This window comes from Pseudomonas sp. TE12234 (assembly GCF_054061835.1).
This window is the reverse complement of sequence record NZ_JBSSEP010000013.1, coordinates 135917-155866: the sequence shown is the minus strand read 5'-3', so window position 1 is coordinate 155866 and position 19950 is coordinate 135917. Positions and strand designations below refer to the sequence as shown.

18 protein-coding genes and 1 pseudogene are annotated in these 19950 nt (G+C 62.0%); 14 read left to right on the top strand and 5 right to left on the bottom strand.

Annotation, left to right across the window (positions count from 1 at the left end):
- Positions 1-169: 169 nt before the first annotated feature.
- Together ACVWYU_RS20380 and cueR are read left to right on the top strand one after the other, a co-directional pair.
- Complete coding sequence (locus ACVWYU_RS20380) at positions 170-2563, top strand: heavy metal translocating P-type ATPase (RefSeq protein ID WP_457373537.1); 2394 nt, start codon at positions 170-172, stop codon at positions 2561-2563.
- A complete protein-coding gene (gene cueR / locus ACVWYU_RS20375) occupies positions 2560-2973 on the top strand; it encodes a Cu(I)-responsive transcriptional regulator (protein WP_390958538.1) in 414 nt (137 codons plus the stop codon). Before ACVWYU_RS20380 ends, cueR begins: the two co-directional genes overlap by 4 nt.
- A 120-nt stretch (positions 2974-3093) precedes the next feature.
- Here cueR and ACVWYU_RS20370 read toward each other — a convergent pair whose 3' ends face one another.
- A complete protein-coding gene (locus ACVWYU_RS20370) occupies positions 3094-3987 on the bottom strand; it encodes a PA4780 family RIO1-like protein kinase (protein WP_090328771.1) in 894 nt (297 codons plus the stop codon).
- A 345-nt stretch (positions 3988-4332) separates the two neighbouring features.
- Between ACVWYU_RS20370 and ACVWYU_RS20365 the strand changes: the two are divergent.
- Both ACVWYU_RS20365 and ACVWYU_RS20360 read left to right on the top strand, forming a co-directional pair.
- Positions 4333-5523 (top strand): annotated as a pseudogene (locus tag ACVWYU_RS20365) (cache domain-containing protein); the annotation flags it as partial.
- Between the two features lie 90 nt (positions 5524-5613).
- Positions 5614-6381, top strand: a complete 768-nt coding sequence (locus ACVWYU_RS20360) for a methyl-accepting chemotaxis protein (RefSeq protein ID WP_390959830.1) — start codon at positions 5614-5616, stop codon at positions 6379-6381.
- A gap of 90 nt (positions 6382-6471) precedes the next feature.
- Here the strand turns inward: ACVWYU_RS20360 and ACVWYU_RS20355 are convergent, their stop codons facing one another.
- Both ACVWYU_RS20355 and ACVWYU_RS20350 read right to left on the bottom strand, forming a co-directional pair.
- Entirely contained in the window at positions 6472-7263 is a 792-nt protein-coding gene (locus ACVWYU_RS20355; RefSeq protein ID WP_090328766.1) for an AraC family transcriptional regulator, read from the bottom strand.
- Between the two features lie 191 nt (positions 7264-7454).
- On the bottom strand, positions 7455-8732 hold the full coding sequence (locus ACVWYU_RS20350; RefSeq protein ID WP_457373536.1) for an acetyl-CoA C-acetyltransferase: 1278 nt from the start codon (positions 8730-8732) through the stop codon (positions 7455-7457).
- A gap of 216 nt (positions 8733-8948) precedes the next feature.
- Between ACVWYU_RS20350 and ACVWYU_RS20345 the strand changes: the two genes are divergently transcribed.
- Together ACVWYU_RS20345 and ACVWYU_RS20340 are read left to right on the top strand one after the other, a co-directional pair.
- The gene (locus ACVWYU_RS20345) at positions 8949-10301 is read left to right on the top strand and encodes a 3-oxoacyl-ACP reductase (protein ID WP_457373535.1); all 1353 of its coding nucleotides are present in this window, start codon (positions 8949-8951) and stop codon (positions 10299-10301) included.
- A 2-nt stretch (positions 10302-10303) separates the two neighbouring features.
- On the top strand, positions 10304-11158 hold the full coding sequence (locus tag ACVWYU_RS20340; protein ID WP_457373534.1) for a MaoC family dehydratase: 855 nt from the start codon (positions 10304-10306) through the stop codon (positions 11156-11158).
- Between the two features lie 138 nt (positions 11159-11296).
- Here the strand turns inward: ACVWYU_RS20340 and ACVWYU_RS20335 are convergent, their stop codons facing one another.
- Both ACVWYU_RS20335 and ACVWYU_RS20330 read right to left on the bottom strand, forming a co-directional pair.
- On the bottom strand, positions 11297-11710 hold the full coding sequence (locus ACVWYU_RS20335; RefSeq protein WP_090328758.1) for a response regulator: 414 nt from the start codon (positions 11708-11710) through the stop codon (positions 11297-11299).
- 71 nt (positions 11711-11781) lie between these two features.
- On the bottom strand, positions 11782-11988 hold the full coding sequence (locus ACVWYU_RS20330) for a Flp family type IVb pilin (protein ID WP_457373533.1): 207 nt from the start codon (positions 11986-11988) through the stop codon (positions 11782-11784).
- A 324-nt stretch (positions 11989-12312) separates the two neighbouring features.
- Here ACVWYU_RS20330 and cpaB point away from each other — a divergent pair, with 324 nt between their 5' ends.
- From cpaB to ACVWYU_RS20290, 8 genes are read left to right on the top strand one after another with little or no spacing between them, the layout of a single operon-like run.
- Positions 12313-13266 (top strand): Flp pilus assembly protein CpaB, encoded by a 954-nt coding sequence (cpaB, locus tag ACVWYU_RS20325; RefSeq protein ID WP_457373532.1) that lies wholly within the window; start codon positions 12313-12315, stop codon positions 13264-13266.
- Positions 13267-13287: 21 nt separating this feature from the next.
- Positions 13288-14550, top strand: coding sequence for a type II and III secretion system protein family protein (locus tag ACVWYU_RS20320; protein WP_090328752.1), 1263 nt, complete (start codon positions 13288-13290; stop codon positions 14548-14550).
- Positions 14547-15734: a pilus assembly protein gene (locus tag ACVWYU_RS20315; protein WP_457373531.1), complete on the top strand. Its 1188-nt coding sequence runs from the start codon at positions 14547-14549 to the stop codon at positions 15732-15734. The genes ACVWYU_RS20320 and ACVWYU_RS20315 overlap by 4 nt, the downstream gene beginning before the upstream one ends.
- Entirely contained in the window at positions 15731-17011 is a 1281-nt protein-coding gene (locus tag ACVWYU_RS20310; protein ID WP_457373530.1) for a CpaF family protein, read from the top strand. The genes ACVWYU_RS20315 and ACVWYU_RS20310 overlap by 4 nt, the downstream gene beginning before the upstream one ends.
- A 10-nt stretch (positions 17012-17021) precedes the next feature.
- Entirely contained in the window at positions 17022-17906 is an 885-nt protein-coding gene (locus ACVWYU_RS20305; RefSeq protein ID WP_457373529.1) for a type II secretion system F family protein, read from the top strand.
- Positions 17903-18793, top strand: coding sequence for a type II secretion system F family protein (locus ACVWYU_RS20300; protein WP_248916884.1), 891 nt, complete (start codon positions 17903-17905; stop codon positions 18791-18793). Before ACVWYU_RS20305 ends, ACVWYU_RS20300 begins: the two co-directional genes overlap by 4 nt.
- Before the next feature lie 10 nt (positions 18794-18803).
- Entirely contained in the window at positions 18804-19517 is a 714-nt protein-coding gene (locus tag ACVWYU_RS20295; RefSeq protein ID WP_457373528.1) for a tetratricopeptide repeat protein, read from the top strand.
- A 12-nt stretch (positions 19518-19529) separates the two neighbouring features.
- On the top strand, positions 19530-19805 hold the full coding sequence (locus tag ACVWYU_RS20290) for a DUF3613 domain-containing protein (RefSeq protein WP_090328739.1): 276 nt from the start codon (positions 19530-19532) through the stop codon (positions 19803-19805).
- Positions 19806-19950 lie beyond the last annotated feature (145 nt).

The following is a 19950-nucleotide window of genomic DNA, read 5'->3' as shown; positions in this document are numbered from 1 at the left end:
AGCCTGCTCGCGAAAGCGATCTGACTGTCACATCCATGTTAAACGTACCGCCGCCATCGCGATCAGGCTCGCTCCTACAGTTGAATTGCGGTGAGTTTCCAGATGGCGCTTGACCTTGCCCGCATGGCAAGGTTGATCCTGTGGTCATCCACTACAGGGAGCGTGACCCATGTCCGAATCCATTACCTTCGATCTGCCCATTGCCGGCATGACCTGCGCCAGTTGCGCCGGGCGGGTCGAGCGTGCCTTGAGCAAAGTCGTTGGCGCCACGGCTGTCAGCGTCAACCTGGCCAGTGAGCAGGCCCGGGTTCAGGCACCCGCCGACAGCCTGCCGGCCTTGATGGAGGCGGTGCAAAACGCCGGCTACAGCGTGCCCCAGCACAGCCTGGAATTGAGCATCGATGGCATGACCTGCGCCTCTTGCGTCGGTCGCGTCGAACGGGCACTGAACAAGGTCCCAGGGGTGAAGAGCGTCAGCGTCAACCTGGCCAACGAGCGCGCCCATCTCGAATTGCTCGGCCAGATCGACCCGCAATCCCTGCTCGCCGCCGTGACCAAGGCCGGATACAGCGCCAGCGTCTGGCAAGCCGATCAGCCACAAACCGACAGCCAGCACACGCGTCTGCACCGCGAGCGCTGGGCCTTGCTCGCGGCCATCGCCCTCGCGTTGCCGCTGGTGCTGCCAATGCTGCTGCAACCGTTCGGCGTGCACTGGATGCTCCCGGCCTGGGTGCAATTCGCGTTGGCCACGCCAGTGCAGTTCATCTTTGGCGCGCGCTTTTATGTCGCTGCCTGGAAAGCGCTGCGGGCCGGGGCCGGCAACATGGATTTGCTGGTCGCCCTGGGCACCAGCGCCGGCTATGGCTTGAGTCTGTACGAATGGGCCACTGCCGCCGGGCGCATGCCGCACCTGTATTTCGAAGCCTCTGCGGTGGTGATTGCCTTGGTACTGCTGGGCAAGTACCTGGAAAGTCGCGCCAAACGCCAGACCGCCAGCGCCATTCGTGCCCTCGAAGCACTGCGCCCCGAGCGCGCCATTCAAGTCATCGACGGTCGCGAGCAGAACGTCGCCATCAGCGCCCTGCGCCTGGATGATTTGGTGCTGGTCAAACCCGGTGAGCGCTTTCCGGTGGATGGCGTCGTGGTCGAAGGCCAGAGCCATGCCGATGAAGCGCTGATCAGCGGCGAAAGCCTGCCAGTGCCGAAACAGCCTGGCGACAAGGTCACCGGCGGCGCGATCAATGGTGAAGGTCGGTTACTGGTTCGCACTCAGGCACTCGGCGCGGAAACCGTACTGGCACGCATCATCCGTCTGGTGGAAGACGCTCAAGCGGCGAAAGCACCGATCCAGAAACTGGTGGATAAAGTCAGCCAGGTATTCGTGCCCGTGGTTTTGCTGCTGGCCCTGGCGACGCTGATCGGTTGGTGGCTGTACGGCGCGCCGATGGAAACCGCGTTGATCAACGCCGTAGCGGTGTTGGTGATCGCTTGTCCCTGCGCCCTCGGTCTGGCGACGCCGACCGCGATCATGGCCGGCACCGGGGTGGCGGCGCGCTATGGGATTCTGATCAAGGATGCCGAGGCGCTGGAGCGTGCCCATGAAGTCAGCGCCGTGGTGTTCGACAAGACCGGCACCCTGACCTCGGGCGCTCCGCGTATCGCCCATCTGAGCGCCATCAACCGTGACGAACCCGCTCTGCTGCAAATGGCCGGTGCCCTGCAACGCGGCAGCGAACACCCGCTGGCCAAGGCGGTACTGGACGCGTGCACAGAACGTGGCCTGACCGTGGCCGATATCAGCGATAGCCAGTCCCTGACCGGATGCGGCATTGCTGGCAACCTTGAAGGGCGGCGGCTGGCCCTGGGCAATCGGCGGTTGCTGGAAGAAAGCGGTTTGAGCGCTGGCCCCCTGGCCGAATCGGCAAGCGCCTGGGAAACCGAAGGCCGAACCCTGTCCTGGCTCATCGAGCAAAGCCCGGAACCACGGGTGCTGGGCCTGTTCGCCTTTGGTGACACCCTCAAGCCCGGCGCATTGCAAGCGGTGCAACAACTAAGCGCACGGCACATCAGCAGTCACTTGCTGACCGGCGACAACCGCGGCAGCGCCAAAGTAGTGGCCGAAGCCCTGGGCATCACCGACGTGCATGCCGAAGTGCTGCCAGCCGACAAGGCCGCCACCGTCACGGCACTGAAGAAAACCGGCGTGGTGGCTATGGTCGGTGACGGCATCAACGATGCGCCGGCGCTGGCCGCCGCCGACATTGGCATCGCCATGGGCGGCGGCACCGATGTGGCCATGCACGCGGCCGGCATCACCCTGATGCGCGGTGACCCACGACTGGTGCCCGCCGCGCTGGACATCAGCCGCAAGACCTACGCGAAGATCCGGCAGAACCTGTTCTGGGCCTTCGTCTATAACCTGATTGGCATTCCATTGGCCGCGTTCGGTTTCCTTAACCCGGTGCTGGCCGGTGCCGCCATGGCGCTGTCGAGTGTCAGCGTGGTGAGCAATGCGCTGCTGTTGAAAACCTGGAAGCCCAAGGGCCTGGAGGACAACCGATGAACATCGGCCAAGCAGCACGCCACAGTGGCCTGAGTGCCAAGATGATCCGGTATTACGAGTCAATCGGCCTGCTCAAGGCCGCCCATCGTACTGACAGCGGCTATCGGATCTACAGTGACGACGACTTGCATACCCTGGCGTTTATCAAGCGCTCCCGGGATCTGGGCTTTTCCCTGGAAGAAGTCGGCAAGTTGCTGGCGCTCTGGCAAGACCGCCAGCGCGCCAGCGCCGATGTGAAAGCCCTGGCCCGTCAGCATATCGAGGAGCTAAATCAGAAGATCCGTGAACTGGGTCAGTTGCGCGACACCCTGCAGGACCTGGTCGAGCACTGCCATGGGGATCACCGGCCGGACTGTCCGATTCTCAAGAACCTGGAATCGGGGTGCTGTGCTGGACCTGCTTCTGCCTGACACCTTGATGCTGGATGCACTGACGCCATCGCGGGCAAGCCCGCGAAGGCCGACGATCATCCATATTGAATCTGTAACCCTACAAAAAACCCGGCCGAAGCCGGGTTTTTATTTAGCTGATTACTGCATCCACGGCGGTGGTGGCTCTTCGGCCTTGCCCGGTGGCGCATCATCCGCGGCACGCGCCGCTTGCTTGCGCTCTTCATCGAGCCGTGCAGCCTCGATCTCACGCATGATGCCGCTCACGTCAGCCAACTCTTCCGGTTCGTCGAACTCACCGGTCAAGACGCTGGCCGGGTGCAAGGTGCCGGCCTCGTACAAGGCCCACATTTCCTTGGCGTACCGGGTCTTTTTCAACTCCGGCGCGAACCGCCCGAAGTAGGACGCCATGTTGCCCACGTCCCGCTCCAGCATGCTGAACGCGTGGTTGTTGCCCGCCGCGTCCACCGCTTGCGGCAAGTCAATGATCACCGGACCGGTCGGGGTCAGCAACACGTTGAACTCGGACAAGTCACCGTGCACCAGACCGGTACACAGCATCAGCACGATCTGCGAAATCAGAAAGGCGTGATACTCGCGAGCCTGATCCGGTTCCAGCACCACGTCGTTCAGACGCGGCGCGGCATCACCATACTCGTCGGCCACCAACTCCATCAGCAGCACGCCTTCGAGGAAGTCGTACGGCTTGGGCACTCGCACACCGGCATTGGCCAGACGGAACAGCGCCGCCACTTCGGCGTTCTGCCAGGCGTCTTCGGTTTCCTTGCGGCCGAACTTGGAGCCCTTGGCCATCGCGCGGGCCTGACGGCTGTTGCGCACCTTGCGGCCTTCCTGGTACTCGGCCGCCTGACGAAAACTGCGTTTGTTCGCCTCCTTGTAGACCTTCGCGCAACGTAACTGGTTACCGCAGCGCACCACATAAACAGCTGCTTCTTTACCACTCATGAGTGGGCGCAGCACTTCGTCGACCAGACCGTCCTCGATCAGGGGTTCAATGCGTTTTGGAGTCTTCATCAGCTTTTATTGTGGGTCCTTTATTACCAAACACGCGAAAGTCATTCGTTATACGGCAATCCACTCACGGGGGGGAGGGGGTGCCGACCTATGAACGTCGAGGATGCACACAATGTGCCGGATTCATCACGAAAACCTGACGACCGTTACCGGCCGCCGCGGATCATAGCCGAGCCCGCAGCACCTGCTGCCTACAGGTCACAAGGTCATTTGTGACAGAAGCTGACATCCCGGTTTCATACCCTTCGTAGGATTTTTCAGATTAGTCCTCAATTTCCTCCGACAACTGCCGAAGTCCTCAGTGACAAACTGATTTGTCCGACAATCGTTCGCACAACAAAAACGATGCCGCACTCACGGAACCGGGTTGAAAACGAACGTTTACGGCTGCCAATAAACCGCGAGTCATCTGCACTTCGTGGGCCTACAAGAAAATCTGGAGCGCGGATGAACATCAAACAGAAGTTGACCTGGGCGTTTGCAATCATCGCCTGCCTACCCGTGGTGCTGGTCGCCACCCTCGTTGTGCTGAACCTGCGCAGTGATGCCAAGGACGAATTCGTCGACAGCAGCGGTCGCGAAATCCGTCAGGTCAGCAATGCCATGCAACTGTTCTTTGACGGCATCAGCCAGAACGTCGAATACCTGGCCAAGCAACCACTGATCAAAAACTCCGACGACAGCCTCAAGACCTACATGGCCGCCAACGCCGAAAGCGTTCCCCAAGGCGAGATGGACAAGAAAGTCTTCGGCCTGCTCCAGGACCTGGGTAACAGCCATCCGTCCTACGCCTACGCCATTCTCGGCACGGCAGCCGGCGGTTACGTGTCGTGGCCGGACGATCCCAAGCTGAGCAATTACGACCCGCGCCAGCGTCCCTGGTACAAGGCGGCCCAGGCCAAACCGGGCAAGCCGTTCCGCACCGAGGCTTACTACTGGGCCCAGGACGACTCGACCTACGTCAGCACCGTGCGCACCATCGACAACAAACTGGGCACCAATGGCGGCGTAGTCAGCATCGACGTGACGCTCAAGCAGCTCACCGAAATCGTCAAACAGATCAAGCTCGGTGAAACCGGCTACCTGATGTTGCTGGAAAATACCGGCACCGTATTGGTCGACCCGAAACAACCGGAGCACAACTTCAAGGCACTGAACAGCCTCGGCGAGGGTTACGCGCAACTGGCCAAGGCCGGCAAAGGCCTGGTCGAAGTCGAGCTCAATGGCGAGCGCTACATGGCCAACGTCTGGCCATCGGAGCAACTGGGCTGGACCTTCATCGGCCTGATCAAACAGAAAGACGTGATGAGTTCCGCGACCCAACTGACCTGGTTGATCGCCATCATCGCCGCGGTACTGGCATTGATCTTCGCAGTCGTCGGCGCCAGTTTCGCCAGCGTCATCGTGCGCCCGATCCGCAGCGTGGCTGACGGCCTGGAAGGCATCGCCCAGGGCGAAGGCGACCTGACCAAAAACCTGCAAATCCGTGGCAGCGACGAAACCGCGCAACTGGCCAACTGGTTCAACCAGTTCCTGACCGCGATTCGCAACCTGATCCAGAACATTGGCGGTGCCGCGACCAGGATCCTGGCCACTTCCAAGAGCTCGACCCAGGTCTCCAGTGACATGGCCGAAGCCGCCGGGCGCCAGCGTGAGGCGGTGGACATGGTGTCCACGGCGTTCCACGAAATGGTCGCCACCGCCAACGAAGTGGCCCGCTCTTGTAGCCAGGCCGCCGAATCGGCCGACAGCGGCCAGCGCCAGGCCCGTGAAGGCCAGCAACAGATTGACGCAGCGGTGACCAGCGTCGATCGCCTGAGTCAGGAAATCGAACAGTCGGCGCAGTCGATGCAGCAGCTGGAGCGCGACAGCAACGACATTCAGTCGATTCTCGGGACCATTCGTTCGATTGCCGAGCAGACCAACCTGTTGGCACTGAACGCCGCCATCGAGGCTGCACGCGCCGGCGAGCAAGGTCGTGGTTTCGCGGTGGTCGCCGATGAAGTGCGGGCCCTGGCCAAACGCACCGCCGACTCCACGGCGGAAATCGACGGGCTGCTGGGCAACCTGGCCAAGCGCACCAGCCAGGTCACCCAGCAAATGCATGCGAGCCTGGAAGTGTCGCAGCAATCGGTCACACGCATCGGCGAAGCCCGCAGCAGCTTCGGGCAGATTCGCGAGTCGGTGGACGTGATCCGTGACATGAACACCCAGATCGCCACGGCGGCTGAGCAACAGCATCAAGTGGCCGAGGACATCAACCGGCACATCAGCCAGATCCATGGCGATGCGCAGTTGGTGGCGGAACTGGCGAACTCGGCGCGCCTGGATTCCCAGAGCCTGGCCGGGTTGTCGAATGAGCTGGACGGCTTGGTGCGCCGCTTCCGCACCTGACCGGCGACCGCTTCGCGGTCGATCGCTGGCAAGCCAGCTCCTACAAGATTTGCGTCACCTGTGGGAGCTGGCTTGCCAGCGAAGGCTTCATCACTGCCGAAACAACTCTCCCGGCGTAAACCCGAACAGACCTTTGAACGCCGCAATAAACGCCGACGTCGAGTCATACCCACAGGCCAGCGCAGCGTTGGTCACGCTGTCGCCCTCCTCCAGCAAACTCAACGACGACAGCAGCCGCATGCGCTGGCGCCAGCTGCGGAAGCTCAACCCCGTTTCGCGTTGAAACAGGCGCATCAGGGTTTTCTCCGAAGTGCCCAAGCGCTCTGCCCACGCCTGCAACGTCACGTTCTGCTCGGGATTTTCGATCAGCTCGTTGCACAACCCCAGCAACCGTTGATGCCGGGGCAACGGCAGGGAAAACCCGACTTCCGGCAACGTCGCCAACTGATCCAGCAGCACACTAACCAGCCGCGCCTGCGGGCTATCGCCCTGCGGATACTCCACCGGCAGCAGGCAAAAACTCTTGATCAGTTCACGGGCCAGTGGCGTCACTTCCAGCACCCGGCAACGCCCGTCCGCCCACTGACAATCCTCGCGACGCACGTAGAGGCTGCGCATCTCGGCGCGCATCGACGTCACCACTTGATGCTCCAGATCCGCCGGAATCCAGATCCCCCACTGCGGCGGTGCGAAGAAACTGCCCTCGGCGGTGTGCACGCCGAGTACGCCACTGATCGCGTAGGAAAACTGCACCCAGTCGTGGCGATGGGACGGCGTCCACGAACCGGCATTGAGGCTCTCCACCCGCGCATACAGCGGACGCGGCAACGTCTTGAGGGGGGGAATGCTCCGTTCGAGGGTGATTTGTCCGTTAGTCGGCATTGACTGGCCTTATGTTGCAAGACGGCTGATGGGGCCGACGTTAGGCCATGTCACACATCTATTCAACACCGGTGGTCCTTGTGGGAGAGGGCTTGCCCGCGATAGCGGTATGTCAGGCAACAGAGATGTTGAATGTGCAGCCCCCATCGCGGGCGAGCCCGCTCCCACAGGTTTTTCGCTGACTTCAAAAATCAGCGCTCGATGATGGCGGTGACACCCTGCCCTCCCGCAGCACAGATCGAGATCAGGCCCCGGCCTTTGCCTGCCGCATCCAACAGCTTCGCCAGGTTGGCAACGATGCGTCCGCCCGTGGCGGCAAACGGGTGCCCGGCCGCCAGCGAGCTGCCTTTGACGTTGAGCCGGCTGCGATCGATCGAGCCCAAAGGCGCATCGAGGCCGAGGCGGGTCTTGCAGTAGTCCGGGTCCTCCCAGGCTTTCAAGGTACAGAGCACTTGCGCGGCGAAGGCTTCGTGGATTTCGTAGTAATCGAAGTCCTGCAACGTCAGGCCGTTGCGCGCCAGCAAGCGCGGCACCGCATACACCGGCGCCATCAACAGCCCTTCGGCGCCGTTGACGAAGTCCACCGCCGCCGCCTCGCCATCGCGCAGGTACGCCAGAATCGGCAAGCCGCGTTCCCTGGCCCACGCTTCACTGCCCAGCAGCACCAGTGATGCACCATCGGTCAGCGGCGTGGAGTTGCCCGCCGTCAGGGTACCCTTGGCACTTTTTTCATAGGCCGGTTTCAGCGCGGCAAGCTTTTCCAACGTCGAATCCGCACGCAGGTTGTTGTCGCGAGTGAGGCCGAGGAAGGGTGTCATCAAATCGTTGTGCCAGCCTTCGGCATAGGACGCGGCCAGTTTTTGATGGCTCTCCAGGGTCAGTTGATCCTGCGCTTCGCGGGGAATGTTCCAGGTCTGCGCCATCAGCTCGCAGTGCTGCCCCATGGACAAGCCGGTTCGCGGTTCGCCGTTGCGCGGGAATTCTGGAATCAGGTCACGGGGACGCAACTGCAGAAAGGTTTTCAGTTTATCGCCGGTGGTTTTGGCGCGATTGGCTTGCAGCAGAATCTTGCGCAGGCCCTCACTGACGCTGATCGGCGCATCCGACGTGGTGTCGACCCCACCTGCAATGCCACAGTCGATCTGGCCCAGGGCAATCTTGTTCGCCACCAGCAACGCGGCTTCCAGTCCGGTGCCGCAGGCTTGCTGGATGTCATAGGCAGGCGTCATGGGTGACAACCGCGAGCCGAGCACGCATTCGCGGGTCAGGTTCATGTCCCGCGACAGCTTGAGCACCGCCCCGGCAACCACTTCCCCGATGCGCAGGCCATGCAGGTTGTAGCGCTCGATCAGGCCTTCGAGAGCAGCCGTGAGCATGGCCTGGTTACTGGCGGTGGCGTATGGACCGTTGGAGCGGGCGAAGGGAATCCGGTTACCGCCGATGATCGCGACGCGGCGCAGCTGAGTCATGAAAAGCTCCTGATGAAATATCCAATGAAAACACCGGCCTCTGTGGGAGCGGGCTTGCCCGCGATGGTGTGTCAGCTACATTGACTTCGACTGATACACCATCGCGAGCAGGCTCGCTCCTACAGTCTGGTCAAGCGTAGGCCTTATCTCGTGGATCGAACGACTGATCGCCATTCGTGGTCCACACTTTGAACCTCAGCTGCTGGAGCGCGTTCCATGTCTGACCGCTATATCGACTTCGCCAATTCCTCCATCGGCCATCGTCTGGTCGGGGCCTTGGGCCTGCCTTCGCCGGTTCGCCTGGAGCGCTGGCAAGCCGGCCGCTTGCGCCCGGTCGAGGGTGCGCTGCTGATCGGCGGCGGGCCGCTGGCGGAAAACGTCAGCGCCTTCGCCAATCGCCTGACCGACGCGATCTACAGCTACGGCACCGAGCCTTCGCTGGCCACCGGCTGGATTCCCGGCCATGGACCCAAGCTCAAGGCCGTGGTGTTCGATGCCTCTCATCTGGTGCACACCGATCAACTCAAACAGCTGCGCGAGTTCTTCCAGCCCCTGATGAAGAACCTCGACCACTGCGCACACCTGGTCATTCTCGGGCGTGAGCCGCAGACCTTGAGCGACCCTTTCGCCGCCAGTGCCCAGCGCGCGATTGAGGGGTTCAGCCGTTCACTGGCCAAGGAACTGCGCAGCGGCGGCACCTTGCAGCTGATCCATGTCGGCGAAGGCGCCGAAGATCAACTGGAAGGCCCGCTGCGGTTTTTCCTCTCGCCCAAAAGCGCTTTCGTCTCCGGGCAAGTGATTCGCCTGAACGCCTGCGACACCCAGGTCACGGACTGGACCCGGCCCCTGTCCGGGCGCAAGGCGCTGGTTACGGGTGCAGCACGCGGCATCGGCGCCGCCATCGCCGAAACCCTGGCTCGTGACGGCGCCGACGTCATTCTGCTCGACGTGCCGCCGGCCAAAACCGATCTCGACGCCCTCGCCGCACGCCTGGGCGGGCGCAGCATCACCCTCGACATCTGCGCCGAGGACGCCGCCACGCAACTGGTCGAACAATTGCCCGACGGCATCGATATCGTGGTGCACAACGCCGGCATCACCCGCGACAAAACCCTGGCCAACATGACGCCGGAGTTCTGGGACGCGGTGCTCGCGGTCAACCTCAATGCCCCGCAAGTCCTGACCAAGGCCTTGCTCGATAACGGCACCTTGCGTGACCACGGCCGGGTCATCCTGCTGGCGTCGATCAGTGGCATCGCCGGCAATCGCGGACAAACCAACTACGCGGCGAGCAAGGCCGGGCTGATCGGTCTCGCTCAGGCCTGGGCGCCGCTGTTGCAGGCCAGGGGCATCAGCATCAATGCGGTCGCGCCGGGGTTTATCGAAACCCAGATGACCGCACATATTCCCTTCGGCCTGCGCGAAGCCGGACGACGCATGAGCTCCCTGGGCCAGGGCGGTCTGCCGCAAGACGTCGCCGAAGCGGTCGCCTGGCTCGCCCAACCGGGCACGGGCGCGTTCACCGGGCAAGCCTTGCGCGTCTGTGGACAAAGTGTTCTGGGGGCTTAGGCATGATCACTGACTGGCACACACTCAACCGCGAGCCGAGCCTGCCGGGGCTGTATTTACGCGCGGCGACGCGACGGAAAATCACCGGCACCACCCTGCCCGACTCCGGTTTGCGTTGCTGGGTCGATGTCGATCCGCAACGCCTGGCGGCCTATCGCAACGTCTGCGGCTACGCCGACAACGGCTTGTTACCGCCGACCTATCCACACATCCTCGCCTTCGCCTTGCAGATGCAACTGCTGACGGCCAAAGACTTTCCGTTTCCGCTGCTCGGGTTGATTCACCTGAGCAATCGCCTCCGCGTGCTGCGCCCCATGGGGGCGGTCAATCGGGTCCGGGTCAGCGTGCAAGTGCAGAACCTGCAGCCCCATGCCAAGGGTGCGACCTTCGATCTGGTGACGACCCTGGGCGATCAACTGGGATCGCTGTGGGAAGCCGAAAGCCGGATGCTCTGTCGCGGCGTCAAGCTTGAGGGCGAGCCCGTAGAGCAAGGGTTGGACTCGACACTGCCGCTGAGCGAAGTCGCGCACTGGAAAGCCCCTTCGGATATCGGCCGGCAGTACGCCAGGGTGTCCGGCGACTACAACCCGATTCACCTCAGTGCAGCCAGCGCCAGACTGTTCGGGTTTCCTTCGGCCATCGCCCACGGCTTGTGGCTGAAGGCACGCACGCTGGCCGCGCTGGTCGATCATCTACCGGCGGCAAGCCTCGAGATCATGGTGCAATTCAAGAAACCGGTACGTCTGCCCAGTGAGGTGACGTTGCTCGCCAGTGCGGCGGGGTCGAGCGGCGATCTGCGCTTGATCGGCGCCGGGGAGCTGGAGCACATGACTGGCCATTGGCGACCGCTTGCCTGAGAAAATCTGTGGGAGCCGGCGGGCTGGCGAAGCATTCTGGATGGTGCCGTGTTTTTTAGGTCGCCTTCTCCAGCTAGCCAGCGCCTACCGGGGACACGCCGTTACCGAAAAAATGAATTCACGCGCCATCAGCAACGTTCAGGGGTAAACCAACTGAAGCCTCGGCTGAGGAAACAGGTTGTTCAACGTCTCCAGCAGCCGCACGTGATAGATCGGCTTGCGAAACAAATCCAGCACCTGCAACCGCAACATGTCACTGACATCCTCCATGCCTGCATGCCCGGACATCACAATCACCGGCAAATGCTGGCGCGACGTATGTTCGCGCAAGCGCTTGATCAACGACATGCCACTCTCCTCCGGCATGCGCAGGTCGGTGATGACCAGTGCGATATCCGGATGGAGTGTCAAATGCTGCAACGCCAGTTTGACCGACGTCGCGGTAAAACAGATAAAGCCCTCGCCCTCCAGCAATTCTGCCAATTCAAGTAACGCATCTTCCTCGTCGTCGACCAGTAGAAGTTGCTGGCGCGAAAGCACAGGAGCGTTCATAGGAAACACCTGGAATGGGTTAGCGCTGACATTAAAATCGGTCGTTTAACAGTGGAAAGTTGCCAGATGCCTCAACTACCACCCAAGGCTACGGAAATCTTTCCGAAGATATTCTGGATCGTAGTTCCCATGCCTGCACTTAGCCCGGCAATGACCACCGCCACCATCGCCGCCACAATGGCGTACTCAATACCCGAAGCCCCTTCGGTATCTTTGGCCAGACTTTTATAGAAATCGATCTCGGATTTGATCTTCTGAACAACCTTGGCGAAAGACATGACGTTCTCCTTGATGACTGCGGGTGTTGCACCGACGCAACATGATTCCCCTATGCCAGCACCAGCATTGTCGGCATTTCCCCGGTCATCAACTATAAGAACGCATTAATACGAAAGTATTAGTCATTTGGTTGGCGTCAAAGAACCTGACATTTCAGGTTAATCGTTCACTTTTATCAGATATTTCGGTGTCCGTAATGGCATTTTGCACTAGCTGCGCTAGGGTCAAATAGCGAATCAGTCCAATGTTCATAGCTGCCTTATTGCAAAGTTTTCTCGTTCTCCAAGACGGGATTTGTGCGCAGCAGGAAAGGGAGAGCCGTCGTGAACAGTCGTGCCATTCTGGGTCTTGCCGGACTGTCTCTGGTGGGCGCTGTCATTGCCGGTTATTGGGGCTTCACCCTGAGCCGACAACCGGCCGCCGAACCTGTGGTTGCGCAACCTCAAATCGTAACCCCGTCCCCTGCCACTCCCCCGGCAGCGGCGCCACAGGAAGAAGACACCCGCCAACCCGTCGTCGTGCTGTTGCATGACATCGCGCCATTCGTGCAAATCACTGCTGCCGACGTGGCCGTGGAAAAACTCCGCACCGCCCCTGCCGGCAGCTTCACCCGTCTCGATCAAGCGATCGGTCGCACGCCTTGGCGCAGCCTGCGCGCCGGTACCTGGCTCAGTGACGAAAGCTTCGAAGCCGGCAGCAAACTGGCACGGATGATTCGTTCGGACGAACGCGCGCTCGCCGTATCCGTGGACGAAGTCATCAATGCCGGCGGACAACTGGCACCGGGGGACTATGTCGATGTCTTGCTGTTTTTGCGCATGGACACCATCAATCTCCAGCCCTCGGCGCAACTGGTGATCCCGGCGGTTCGCGTGCTGGGGGTGGGCGAACAGTTGGGCCTGACCAATGATGGCCAACCCACCAGCCCGGCCTACAGCAACGATGAAAAGCTCAAGCAGGAACAACAGCGCGTCAGCGCCCGTACCGTCCTGCTCGCCGTTCCCGCGCCACTGGTGAGTCGCCTGATGCTCGCCACCCAGGCCGGGGTATTGCGCCTGGCCGTGCGCAGTGCGGATGAAAAACGCCTGGCCCGCTATTGGGCCGGCGAGAGTGATTCCCCGGTCAACCTCGCCAACGCCAATCGCGAGTTGATCCAGTTCAATCAACTGGCCATGACCGCACAGCCCAAACCCGTCGTCGCCAGTGCCCCCGCCGCACCGAGAAAATCGGGCGTGGAAGTCATACGCGGCAATGAACTCACTCAACAGACCCCCTGAATCGAGCAAGGACGGCTTTCCATGCGCAGACGTATTATTCCGTTATTCAACGGTTTGATCTGGGCCATCTTTCTGGGCAGCCTGCCGTTGACGGCAGCCATGGCGGCAGGCGGAAACTGCGCCGCGCTGGGCCCGTTACCCGCCACCGTGGAAGTCGGCGAAGGGCAGCAACAGGAACTGCAATCGCCCGTTCCCATCACCCGCCTGGCCGTGGGCGACCCGAAAATCGCCGACGTGCGGGTCAACGGTAACCAGGCGTTCCTGCTCACCGGGATGGCCCCCGGCACCACCAGCCTGATGGTCTGGACCGCCTGCGCCAGTGCTCCGCGCCAAAGCATGGTGTTCGTCCAGGGGCGCGCCACCGCCGCCATGACCAGCGCCGCGCGGTTGCCATCGGATGATCCGGCGCTGCCATCGCAGGTGCAGACCGACATCCGCTTCGTCGAAGTCAGCCGGACCAAACTCAAGGAAGCCAGCACCTCGATCTATGGCAAAAACTCGAACTTCCTGTTCGGCTCTCCCGGCACGGTGCCCAATACGGCGGTGACCCCCCGCGTGCTGCCGCTGCGCAACATCGATCCGCGCATCGCCGTCCCCAGCATTCCCCTGGCCAACGATGTGTTCAATATCGTCGCCGGTGGCGGCAACTTCCTCGCCATCATCAATGCCATGGAAAGCAGCGGCTTCGCCTACACCCTGGCACGCCCGAGCCTGGTAGCCCTCAGCGGACAGAGCGCGAGCTTCCTCGCCGGTGGTGAAATCCCGATCCCGATCCCCAGCGCCAACAGCAACAGCTACTCCATCGAATACAAGGAGTTCGGCATCCGCCTGACGCTCACGCCGACGGTGGTCAGCAACGATCAGATCGCCCTCAAGGTCGCCCCCGAGGTCAGCGAACTGGACTACAACAATGCCGTGACCATCGGCGGCACCACGGTGCCGGCGTTCACCATCCGCCGCACGGACACCAGCATCTCCCTGGCCGACGGTGAGAGCTTTGTCATCAGTGGTTTGATCAGCACGCAAAACGGCTCGCAGGTCAGCAAGTTTCCGGGCCTGGGTGACATTCCGATTCTCGGCGCGTTTTTCCGCAGTTCTTCAATCAGCCGTGAAGAGCGCGAACTGCTGATGATCGTCACCCCGCACCTGGTCCAGCCGCTGGCCGCCAACGCGCAATTGCCATCGTTGCCCGGGGAAAAACTGCGCAACTACGACCCCAACTGGTATCGCCTGTATTTCCTCGAAAACGGCGACTTCGATAAACGCAGCGGGTTATCGCAATGAGCCAGAACCTGAGCCAGACCTTCCTCGCGATCACGCGCAACCACACTGACCTGGAGTGGCTGCAGGGTGCCCTGGCGCCGCTGGGACAAGTGGTCAGCGCCGGCTCCGGCAGCCTCGACGAGCTGCTGGCGCTGGTGGACGTGACCTGCGCCAGCCTGGTGTTCGTCGGCCTCGACCGCGAACACGTGGTGGCCCAATGCGCGTTGATCGAGGGCGCCCTGGAAGCCAAGCCGATGCTGGCGATCGTCGCCCTGGGCGATGGCATGGACAACCAGCTCGTGCTCAATGCCATGCGCGCGGGTGCGCGGGATTTCGTTTCTTATGGGTCGCGCTCCAGCGAAGTCTCGGGGCTGGTGCGACGCCTGAGCAAACGCCTGCCGGCCGTGACGCCGAGCACCCAACTGGGTGGGCTGACCGTGCTGTATGGCGTGCAGAGCAATGCCGACGGCGCGCTGCTGGCCAATCACATGGCGCAAGTGGTGCAAAAGAGCGGGCAGCAAACACTGTTGCTCGACCTCGGGCTGCCGCGCGGTGACAGCCTGGCCTTGCTCGGTCTGGAGAGTTCGTTTCACTTCGGCGATGCCTTGCGGCATATGCGCCGACTCGACGCGACCCTGATCGACAGCGCCTTCACCCGTTGCGAAGTCGGGCTGCGAATCCTCGCCTACGCCGATAACGACGAACCGCTGGAACACACCAGCGCCGCCGAGCTGTACATGCTGCTCAGCGCCCTGCGCCAACACTTCCAGCACATCGTGGTGAACCTCACCGGGCAGCCGGACAGCGAAGCCCTGCGCACCTTCGTCAGCCACTGCGACAAGCTGTTGTGGTACACCGATCAGAACGTGCTCGACTGTCGCCGCAATCTCGCCGTGCTCAACCTGTGGCGCGAAAAAGGCATGAAGCTCGATCATGCCAGGCTCTTGGTGGACCGTTACCTGCGCAGCGTCGCACCGGACTCCGAGGCTCTGGGCAAAAGCTTCGGCATGGAAATCATCGCCACCCTCGCCTACAGCCCGGAAGTGCGCCTGAATGCCAAGAATCAGGGGGTGACCCTGTTCGAACTGGCACCACGGGAAATCCTCACGCAAGGCCTGCGGACCCTCGGTGAATGCCTGGCCAAGCGTTCTGAAACCCTGACCAAACCCAAATCCTGGTTCAGCCGTTTGAGAGGTGCGCAATGAGCGGCGAAAAACTGTTCGGCGCAACCCAGCGCAGCGTGGCCGGCAACTCCGACCACGAAGGTCTGAAACTGGTGCTGCACCGCTACATCATTGATTCCATCGAAGAGTCCGGTCAAAACCTGCTGGAAGGGTCGCGCCAAGCGCTGTCGCAGTTCGTCGTCGACAAAGTGGCCGAATACATCGCGCGCCTGCATTTGGCGATTTCCCGTTATGAGATGGAGCGCCTGGCCGAGGAGATCGTCGACGAGCTCACCGGTTTCGGCCCGCTGGAAGTGTTGTTGCGAGATTCGGCGGTGACCGAAATTCTGGTCAACGGCCCGCACCGGGTGTTCATCGAGCGCGACGGTTTGCTGCACCAGAGTGATTTGCGCTTCATCGATGCGCACCACGTCGAACGCGTTATCCAGCGCATTCTTGCGCCCCTCGGTCGGCGGCTCGACGAATCGTCGCCGATGGTCGATGCGCGCCTGCCCGATGGCAGCCGGGTCAACGCGATCATTCCACCGATTGCCCTCGACGGCCCATGCCTGTCGATCCGCAAGTTCCGCCAGGACATGCTCAACAGCACCGACCTGATGACCATGCAAACCATCGATCAGGCCATCTTCGACTTCCTCAAGGAGGCGGTGGGCAAGCGCTGCAACATCCTGATCAGCGGCGGCACCGGCACAGGCAAGACCACGCTGCTGAATATTCTCAGCCAGTTGATCAATCCCCACGAACGGCTGGTGACCATCGAAGACATCGCCGAACTGCAACTGGGCCACCCCCACGTGGTGCGCCTGGAAACCCGTCCGCCGAATGCCGAGGGCCACGGCGAAGTGAAGTCCAGCGACCTGATCCGCAACGCCCTGCGGATGCGCCCGGACCGGATCATCCTCGGCGAGATCCGCGGCGTCGAAGTGGTCGACGTGCTCACCGCGATGAACACCGGCCACGACGGCTCCATGAGTACCGTGCACGCCAACAATGCCCAGGATGCGCTGTTGCGCCTGGAAACCCTGGTCGGCCTGACGGGCCGCAGCATCGCCGAACGGACCTTGCGCCAAATGATCTGCGCGGCGCTGGACGTGGTGATCCAGTTGACGCGCCTGCCCGACGGCCGCCGGTGCGTCAGCGAAGTGGTGGAGGTGATCGGCATTCGTGAGGACGTGTATGTGACCAATACGCTGTTCCGCCTCGACCGCCGCAGCGGTTTCGGTTTCATGCGTGAGGCCACCCACCCTGCCGGTGACAAACTGCGTCGCGAGTCGACGCTCTCTCCCTTGGCGTACTGAAGGTTACGGCATGCTCAAACCGCTGCTGCTCATCCTCGTTAGCCTGGCCTTGCTTGGTCTGTCGGCTCGCCTGCTTTACCGCGGGTTACGCCAGCCCGGCACCCAGCGCGTTCTGGAGCGCCTGACCCAGGGACAACCGGAGCGGGTGACGCAGAAATCGTCCTGGGTGGCACTGGATCGCGCCTTTTTGCGTGCAGGCCTCCCGCGGCCGACAGAGCGTCTGAGGTTATGGCTGGCACTTTGGGGCCTGGCTGTCCTGCTCGGGCTCATGGTGGGCGGCTGGATCGGTTTCATCACGCTGTTACTGCTGCCTCCCCTGCTCCTGCGCCTATACCTCAATTGGCGCTATCAGCGCCGGCTCAAGCGTATGATCGAGCAATTGCCGACACTGCTTGATCATGCGGTGCGCAGCCTGAAGTCCGGACGCACCCTGGCCGATGCGGTGCTGGGCGCCGTGAACGTGGCGGAAGACCCGCTGAAAAACGCCATGGGTCGGATACAGCGCAGCGTGCAACTGGGCGTCAGCCTGCCGGACGCCGCCACGGATTTCGCCGAGCTGTACGACAAAGACGAACTGCGCCTGTTCGCCCTCGGCCTGAAGGTCAACCACCGCTATGGCGGCAACGCCAGCGAGCTGCTGGAAAACCTGATCAAGCTGATCCGCGAACGCGAGCAAGCGGCTCGTCAATTGAGCGCCATGACGGGTGAAACCCGCGTCACGGCGGTGGTCCTGGCGCTGTTGCCGGTCGCCGTCGCCGGCTACTTCTTGGTTTCTAACCCGAAGTACCTGCTCAGCATGTGGAACGACGGCTCCGGGCAATTGATGCTGGTGAGCGCGTTCGCTTTGCAGGTATTCGGCTGTCTGGCGCTGTGGCGGATGTTGAAACACTTATGAACCTGTCGATGCTGCTGAGCTCACTGCTGTTTCTGTTGGCATCGCTGCTGCTGTTGAGCGTCGTGCTGGAACTGCGTCGGCGCGCACGGCAAGTGGTACAACGACTGGACGGCAAAGCGCCGAGCGAACCTCGCTTCAGCCAGTGGTTGCTGGCCTTGGGCACCAGCCGGTTGGGGCAGCAGTCGGTCAAACTCGACAACGAAACCCAGACACTGCTCAACCGCCTCGGCTGGCGCACCGCGCGCAAACGCGCCTTGTATGCGGCATTCCAGGTGGGCGTTCCGCTGCTGGCACTGGCCTTGAGTGTGCTGATTCAAGAGCTGTTCTTTGCGCAGGTCGTCAATCGCTGGATCGCGCCGACGTTTGCCACCGGCATGGGTTATCTGCTGCCCAAACGTCTGCTGGCGGCGGCTGCGCAACGTCGGCAAAAGAAACTGGCGATCGAGATTTCGACCTTTATTCCGCTGCTGCGCATCCTGTTCGAATCGGGCATGGCCGTGGAGCAATCGCTACGCGTGTTGAGCAACGACGGCAAACAGCTGTTGCCGACGCTCACCCATGAACTGCGCCTGGTGTTGGCCCGGGTCGATTCCGGCCTGGAACTGGGCGACGAGCTGAACAAGGCGAGCCGCTTGCTGGCGGTGGACGAGTTCACCGACACCTGCGTGATTCTGCAACAGCTGATCCACCAGGGCGGCGGTGCGATGAAGTCCTTGCTGGCGCTCAAGCTGTTGCTCGATGACCGGCGCCTGACGCGCCTGCAGGAGCACGTCTCCAAGATGTCCGCCAAAATGTCCGTCGTGATGATGTTGTTCCTCTTCCCGGCGTTATTGATCGTACTGGCCGGCCCGGGCTTCACCGCCCTCGCCCGGGCTTTTGCTTCCTAGGGGGTTTGTGATGAAAGCAATGATTGCCGGTTTGAGTCTGCTGTTGCTGGGCGGTTGCGCGAGCAACGGCCAGACACCCTGGAGCGCCCTGACCGACTCCGCCAGCTGCGGCAAATTGAACTCTGAAGAACAGCTGTCACTGAACCTTGCCGACGAAATGGCCAATGACGGCAAGCTGCACGCCAGCCTGGCCAACCTGCAGAACCTGCCGGACAACCTGGCCGACGTGCGTTTGCGCAAGGCCAAGGTCTATCGACTGCTGGGCCGCAGCGAAGCCGAGCCGCTGTACCGCAGTCTGCTCGGCGGCTGCAAGGCCGCCGAGGCCGAACATGGCCTGGGTCAACTCGCCGCCGCCCGGGGCGACAACGGCCAGGCTCAGTCCCACCTGCAACGGGCAGCGCGCCTGGCGCCCACTGACGAAAAAATCCGCAATGACCTCGGCGTGGTGTACCTCAATCAATTGCGTGTCGAAGACGCCCGGTTCGAATTCCTCACCGCCCTCGAACTCAAGCAAAACAACACACTGGCAGGACTGAATCTGGTGACCTTGCTGATCTATCAGGATGACTGGAGCCGCGCCGCCGAACTGGTCAGCCGCCTCGGCCTGAGTCCCGCCCAGGTCACCGAGGCCCAGGGCCGCGCGGAAAAACTCAAGACGCCAGCCAAGACCGGCCCGACCGTCGCCGCGCAAGTCGCCATCGCCACCGCACCCGCCCTTCAGTAGGGAGAACCCAGGATGAAAACAACCACCTTCTGCTGCCTCGGCCTGCTGGCCCTGCCCCTCACCAGCCACGCCATCGACCCCGGCCCGAACTCGCCACAACAACAGGAAACCGAAGGCTGGCTGCAACTGCAAACCAACAAGACCGCCGCCTCACAAAAACTGCAAACCGCTACCGCAACCGAACGGGAACTGACCATGCAGCGCTGGTTGAAAACTTATCAGCACGAGATCCCGCAGTTCTTTGATCAGGACGCGGGCGGGAAGGTGAGTAGCGGGTCGGGGAATTAGTGTTAGTTGTTTGCGGTTGAGGAACGGGCGCAATCCTGTAGAGCCGGCTTGCCGGCGAAGCCGTCCTTGAGTCGTGCATCGCGCTTGAGGTCCTCTTCGCTGGCAAGCCAGCTCCCACAGGGGACGTGGTCGCCCTTCACCCCTC

What these genes read in the sequence shown, in the direction of transcription:
- ACVWYU_RS20295 (WP_457373528.1), top strand. Translation starts at nt 18,804, where the DNA reads ATGAAAGCAATGATTGCCGGTTTGAGTCTGCTGTTGCTGGGCGGTTGC.
- ACVWYU_RS20300 (WP_248916884.1), top strand. Translation starts at nt 17,903, where the DNA reads ATGAACCTGTCGATGCTGCTGAGCTCACTGCTGTTTCTGTTGGCATCG.
- ACVWYU_RS20360 (WP_390959830.1), top strand. Translation starts at nt 5,614, where the DNA reads ATGGCCGAAGCCGCCGGGCGCCAGCGTGAGGCGGTGGACATGGTGTCC.
- ACVWYU_RS20305 (WP_457373529.1), top strand. Translation starts at nt 17,022, where the DNA reads ATGCTCAAACCGCTGCTGCTCATCCTCGTTAGCCTGGCCTTGCTTGGT.
- ACVWYU_RS20335 (WP_090328758.1), bottom strand. Translation starts at nt 11,710, where the DNA reads ATGAACGCTCCTGTGCTTTCGCGCCAGCAACTTCTACTGGTCGACGAC.
- ACVWYU_RS20350 (WP_457373536.1), bottom strand. Translation starts at nt 8,732, where the DNA reads ATGACTCAGCTGCGCCGCGTCGCGATCATCGGCGGTAACCGGATTCCC.
- ACVWYU_RS20310 (WP_457373530.1), top strand. Translation starts at nt 15,731, where the DNA reads ATGAGCGGCGAAAAACTGTTCGGCGCAACCCAGCGCAGCGTGGCCGGC.
- ACVWYU_RS20355 (WP_090328766.1), bottom strand. Translation starts at nt 7,263, where the DNA reads ATGCCGACTAACGGACAAATCACCCTCGAACGGAGCATTCCCCCCCTC.
- ACVWYU_RS20330 (WP_457373533.1), bottom strand. Translation starts at nt 11,988, where the DNA reads ATGTCTTTCGCCAAGGTTGTTCAGAAGATCAAATCCGAGATCGATTTC.
- ACVWYU_RS20380 (WP_457373537.1), top strand. Translation starts at nt 170, where the DNA reads ATGTCCGAATCCATTACCTTCGATCTGCCCATTGCCGGCATGACCTGC.
- cueR (WP_390958538.1), top strand. Translation starts at nt 2,560, where the DNA reads ATGAACATCGGCCAAGCAGCACGCCACAGTGGCCTGAGTGCCAAGATG.
- ACVWYU_RS20345 (WP_457373535.1), top strand. Translation starts at nt 8,949, where the DNA reads ATGTCTGACCGCTATATCGACTTCGCCAATTCCTCCATCGGCCATCGT.
- ACVWYU_RS20320 (WP_090328752.1), top strand. Translation starts at nt 13,288, where the DNA reads ATGCGCAGACGTATTATTCCGTTATTCAACGGTTTGATCTGGGCCATC.
- ACVWYU_RS20370 (WP_090328771.1), bottom strand. Translation starts at nt 3,987, where the DNA reads ATGAAGACTCCAAAACGCATTGAACCCCTGATCGAGGACGGTCTGGTC.
- ACVWYU_RS20290 (WP_090328739.1), top strand. Translation starts at nt 19,530, where the DNA reads ATGAAAACAACCACCTTCTGCTGCCTCGGCCTGCTGGCCCTGCCCCTC.
- ACVWYU_RS20315 (WP_457373531.1), top strand. Translation starts at nt 14,547, where the DNA reads ATGAGCCAGAACCTGAGCCAGACCTTCCTCGCGATCACGCGCAACCAC.
- ACVWYU_RS20340 (WP_457373534.1), top strand. Translation starts at nt 10,304, where the DNA reads ATGATCACTGACTGGCACACACTCAACCGCGAGCCGAGCCTGCCGGGG.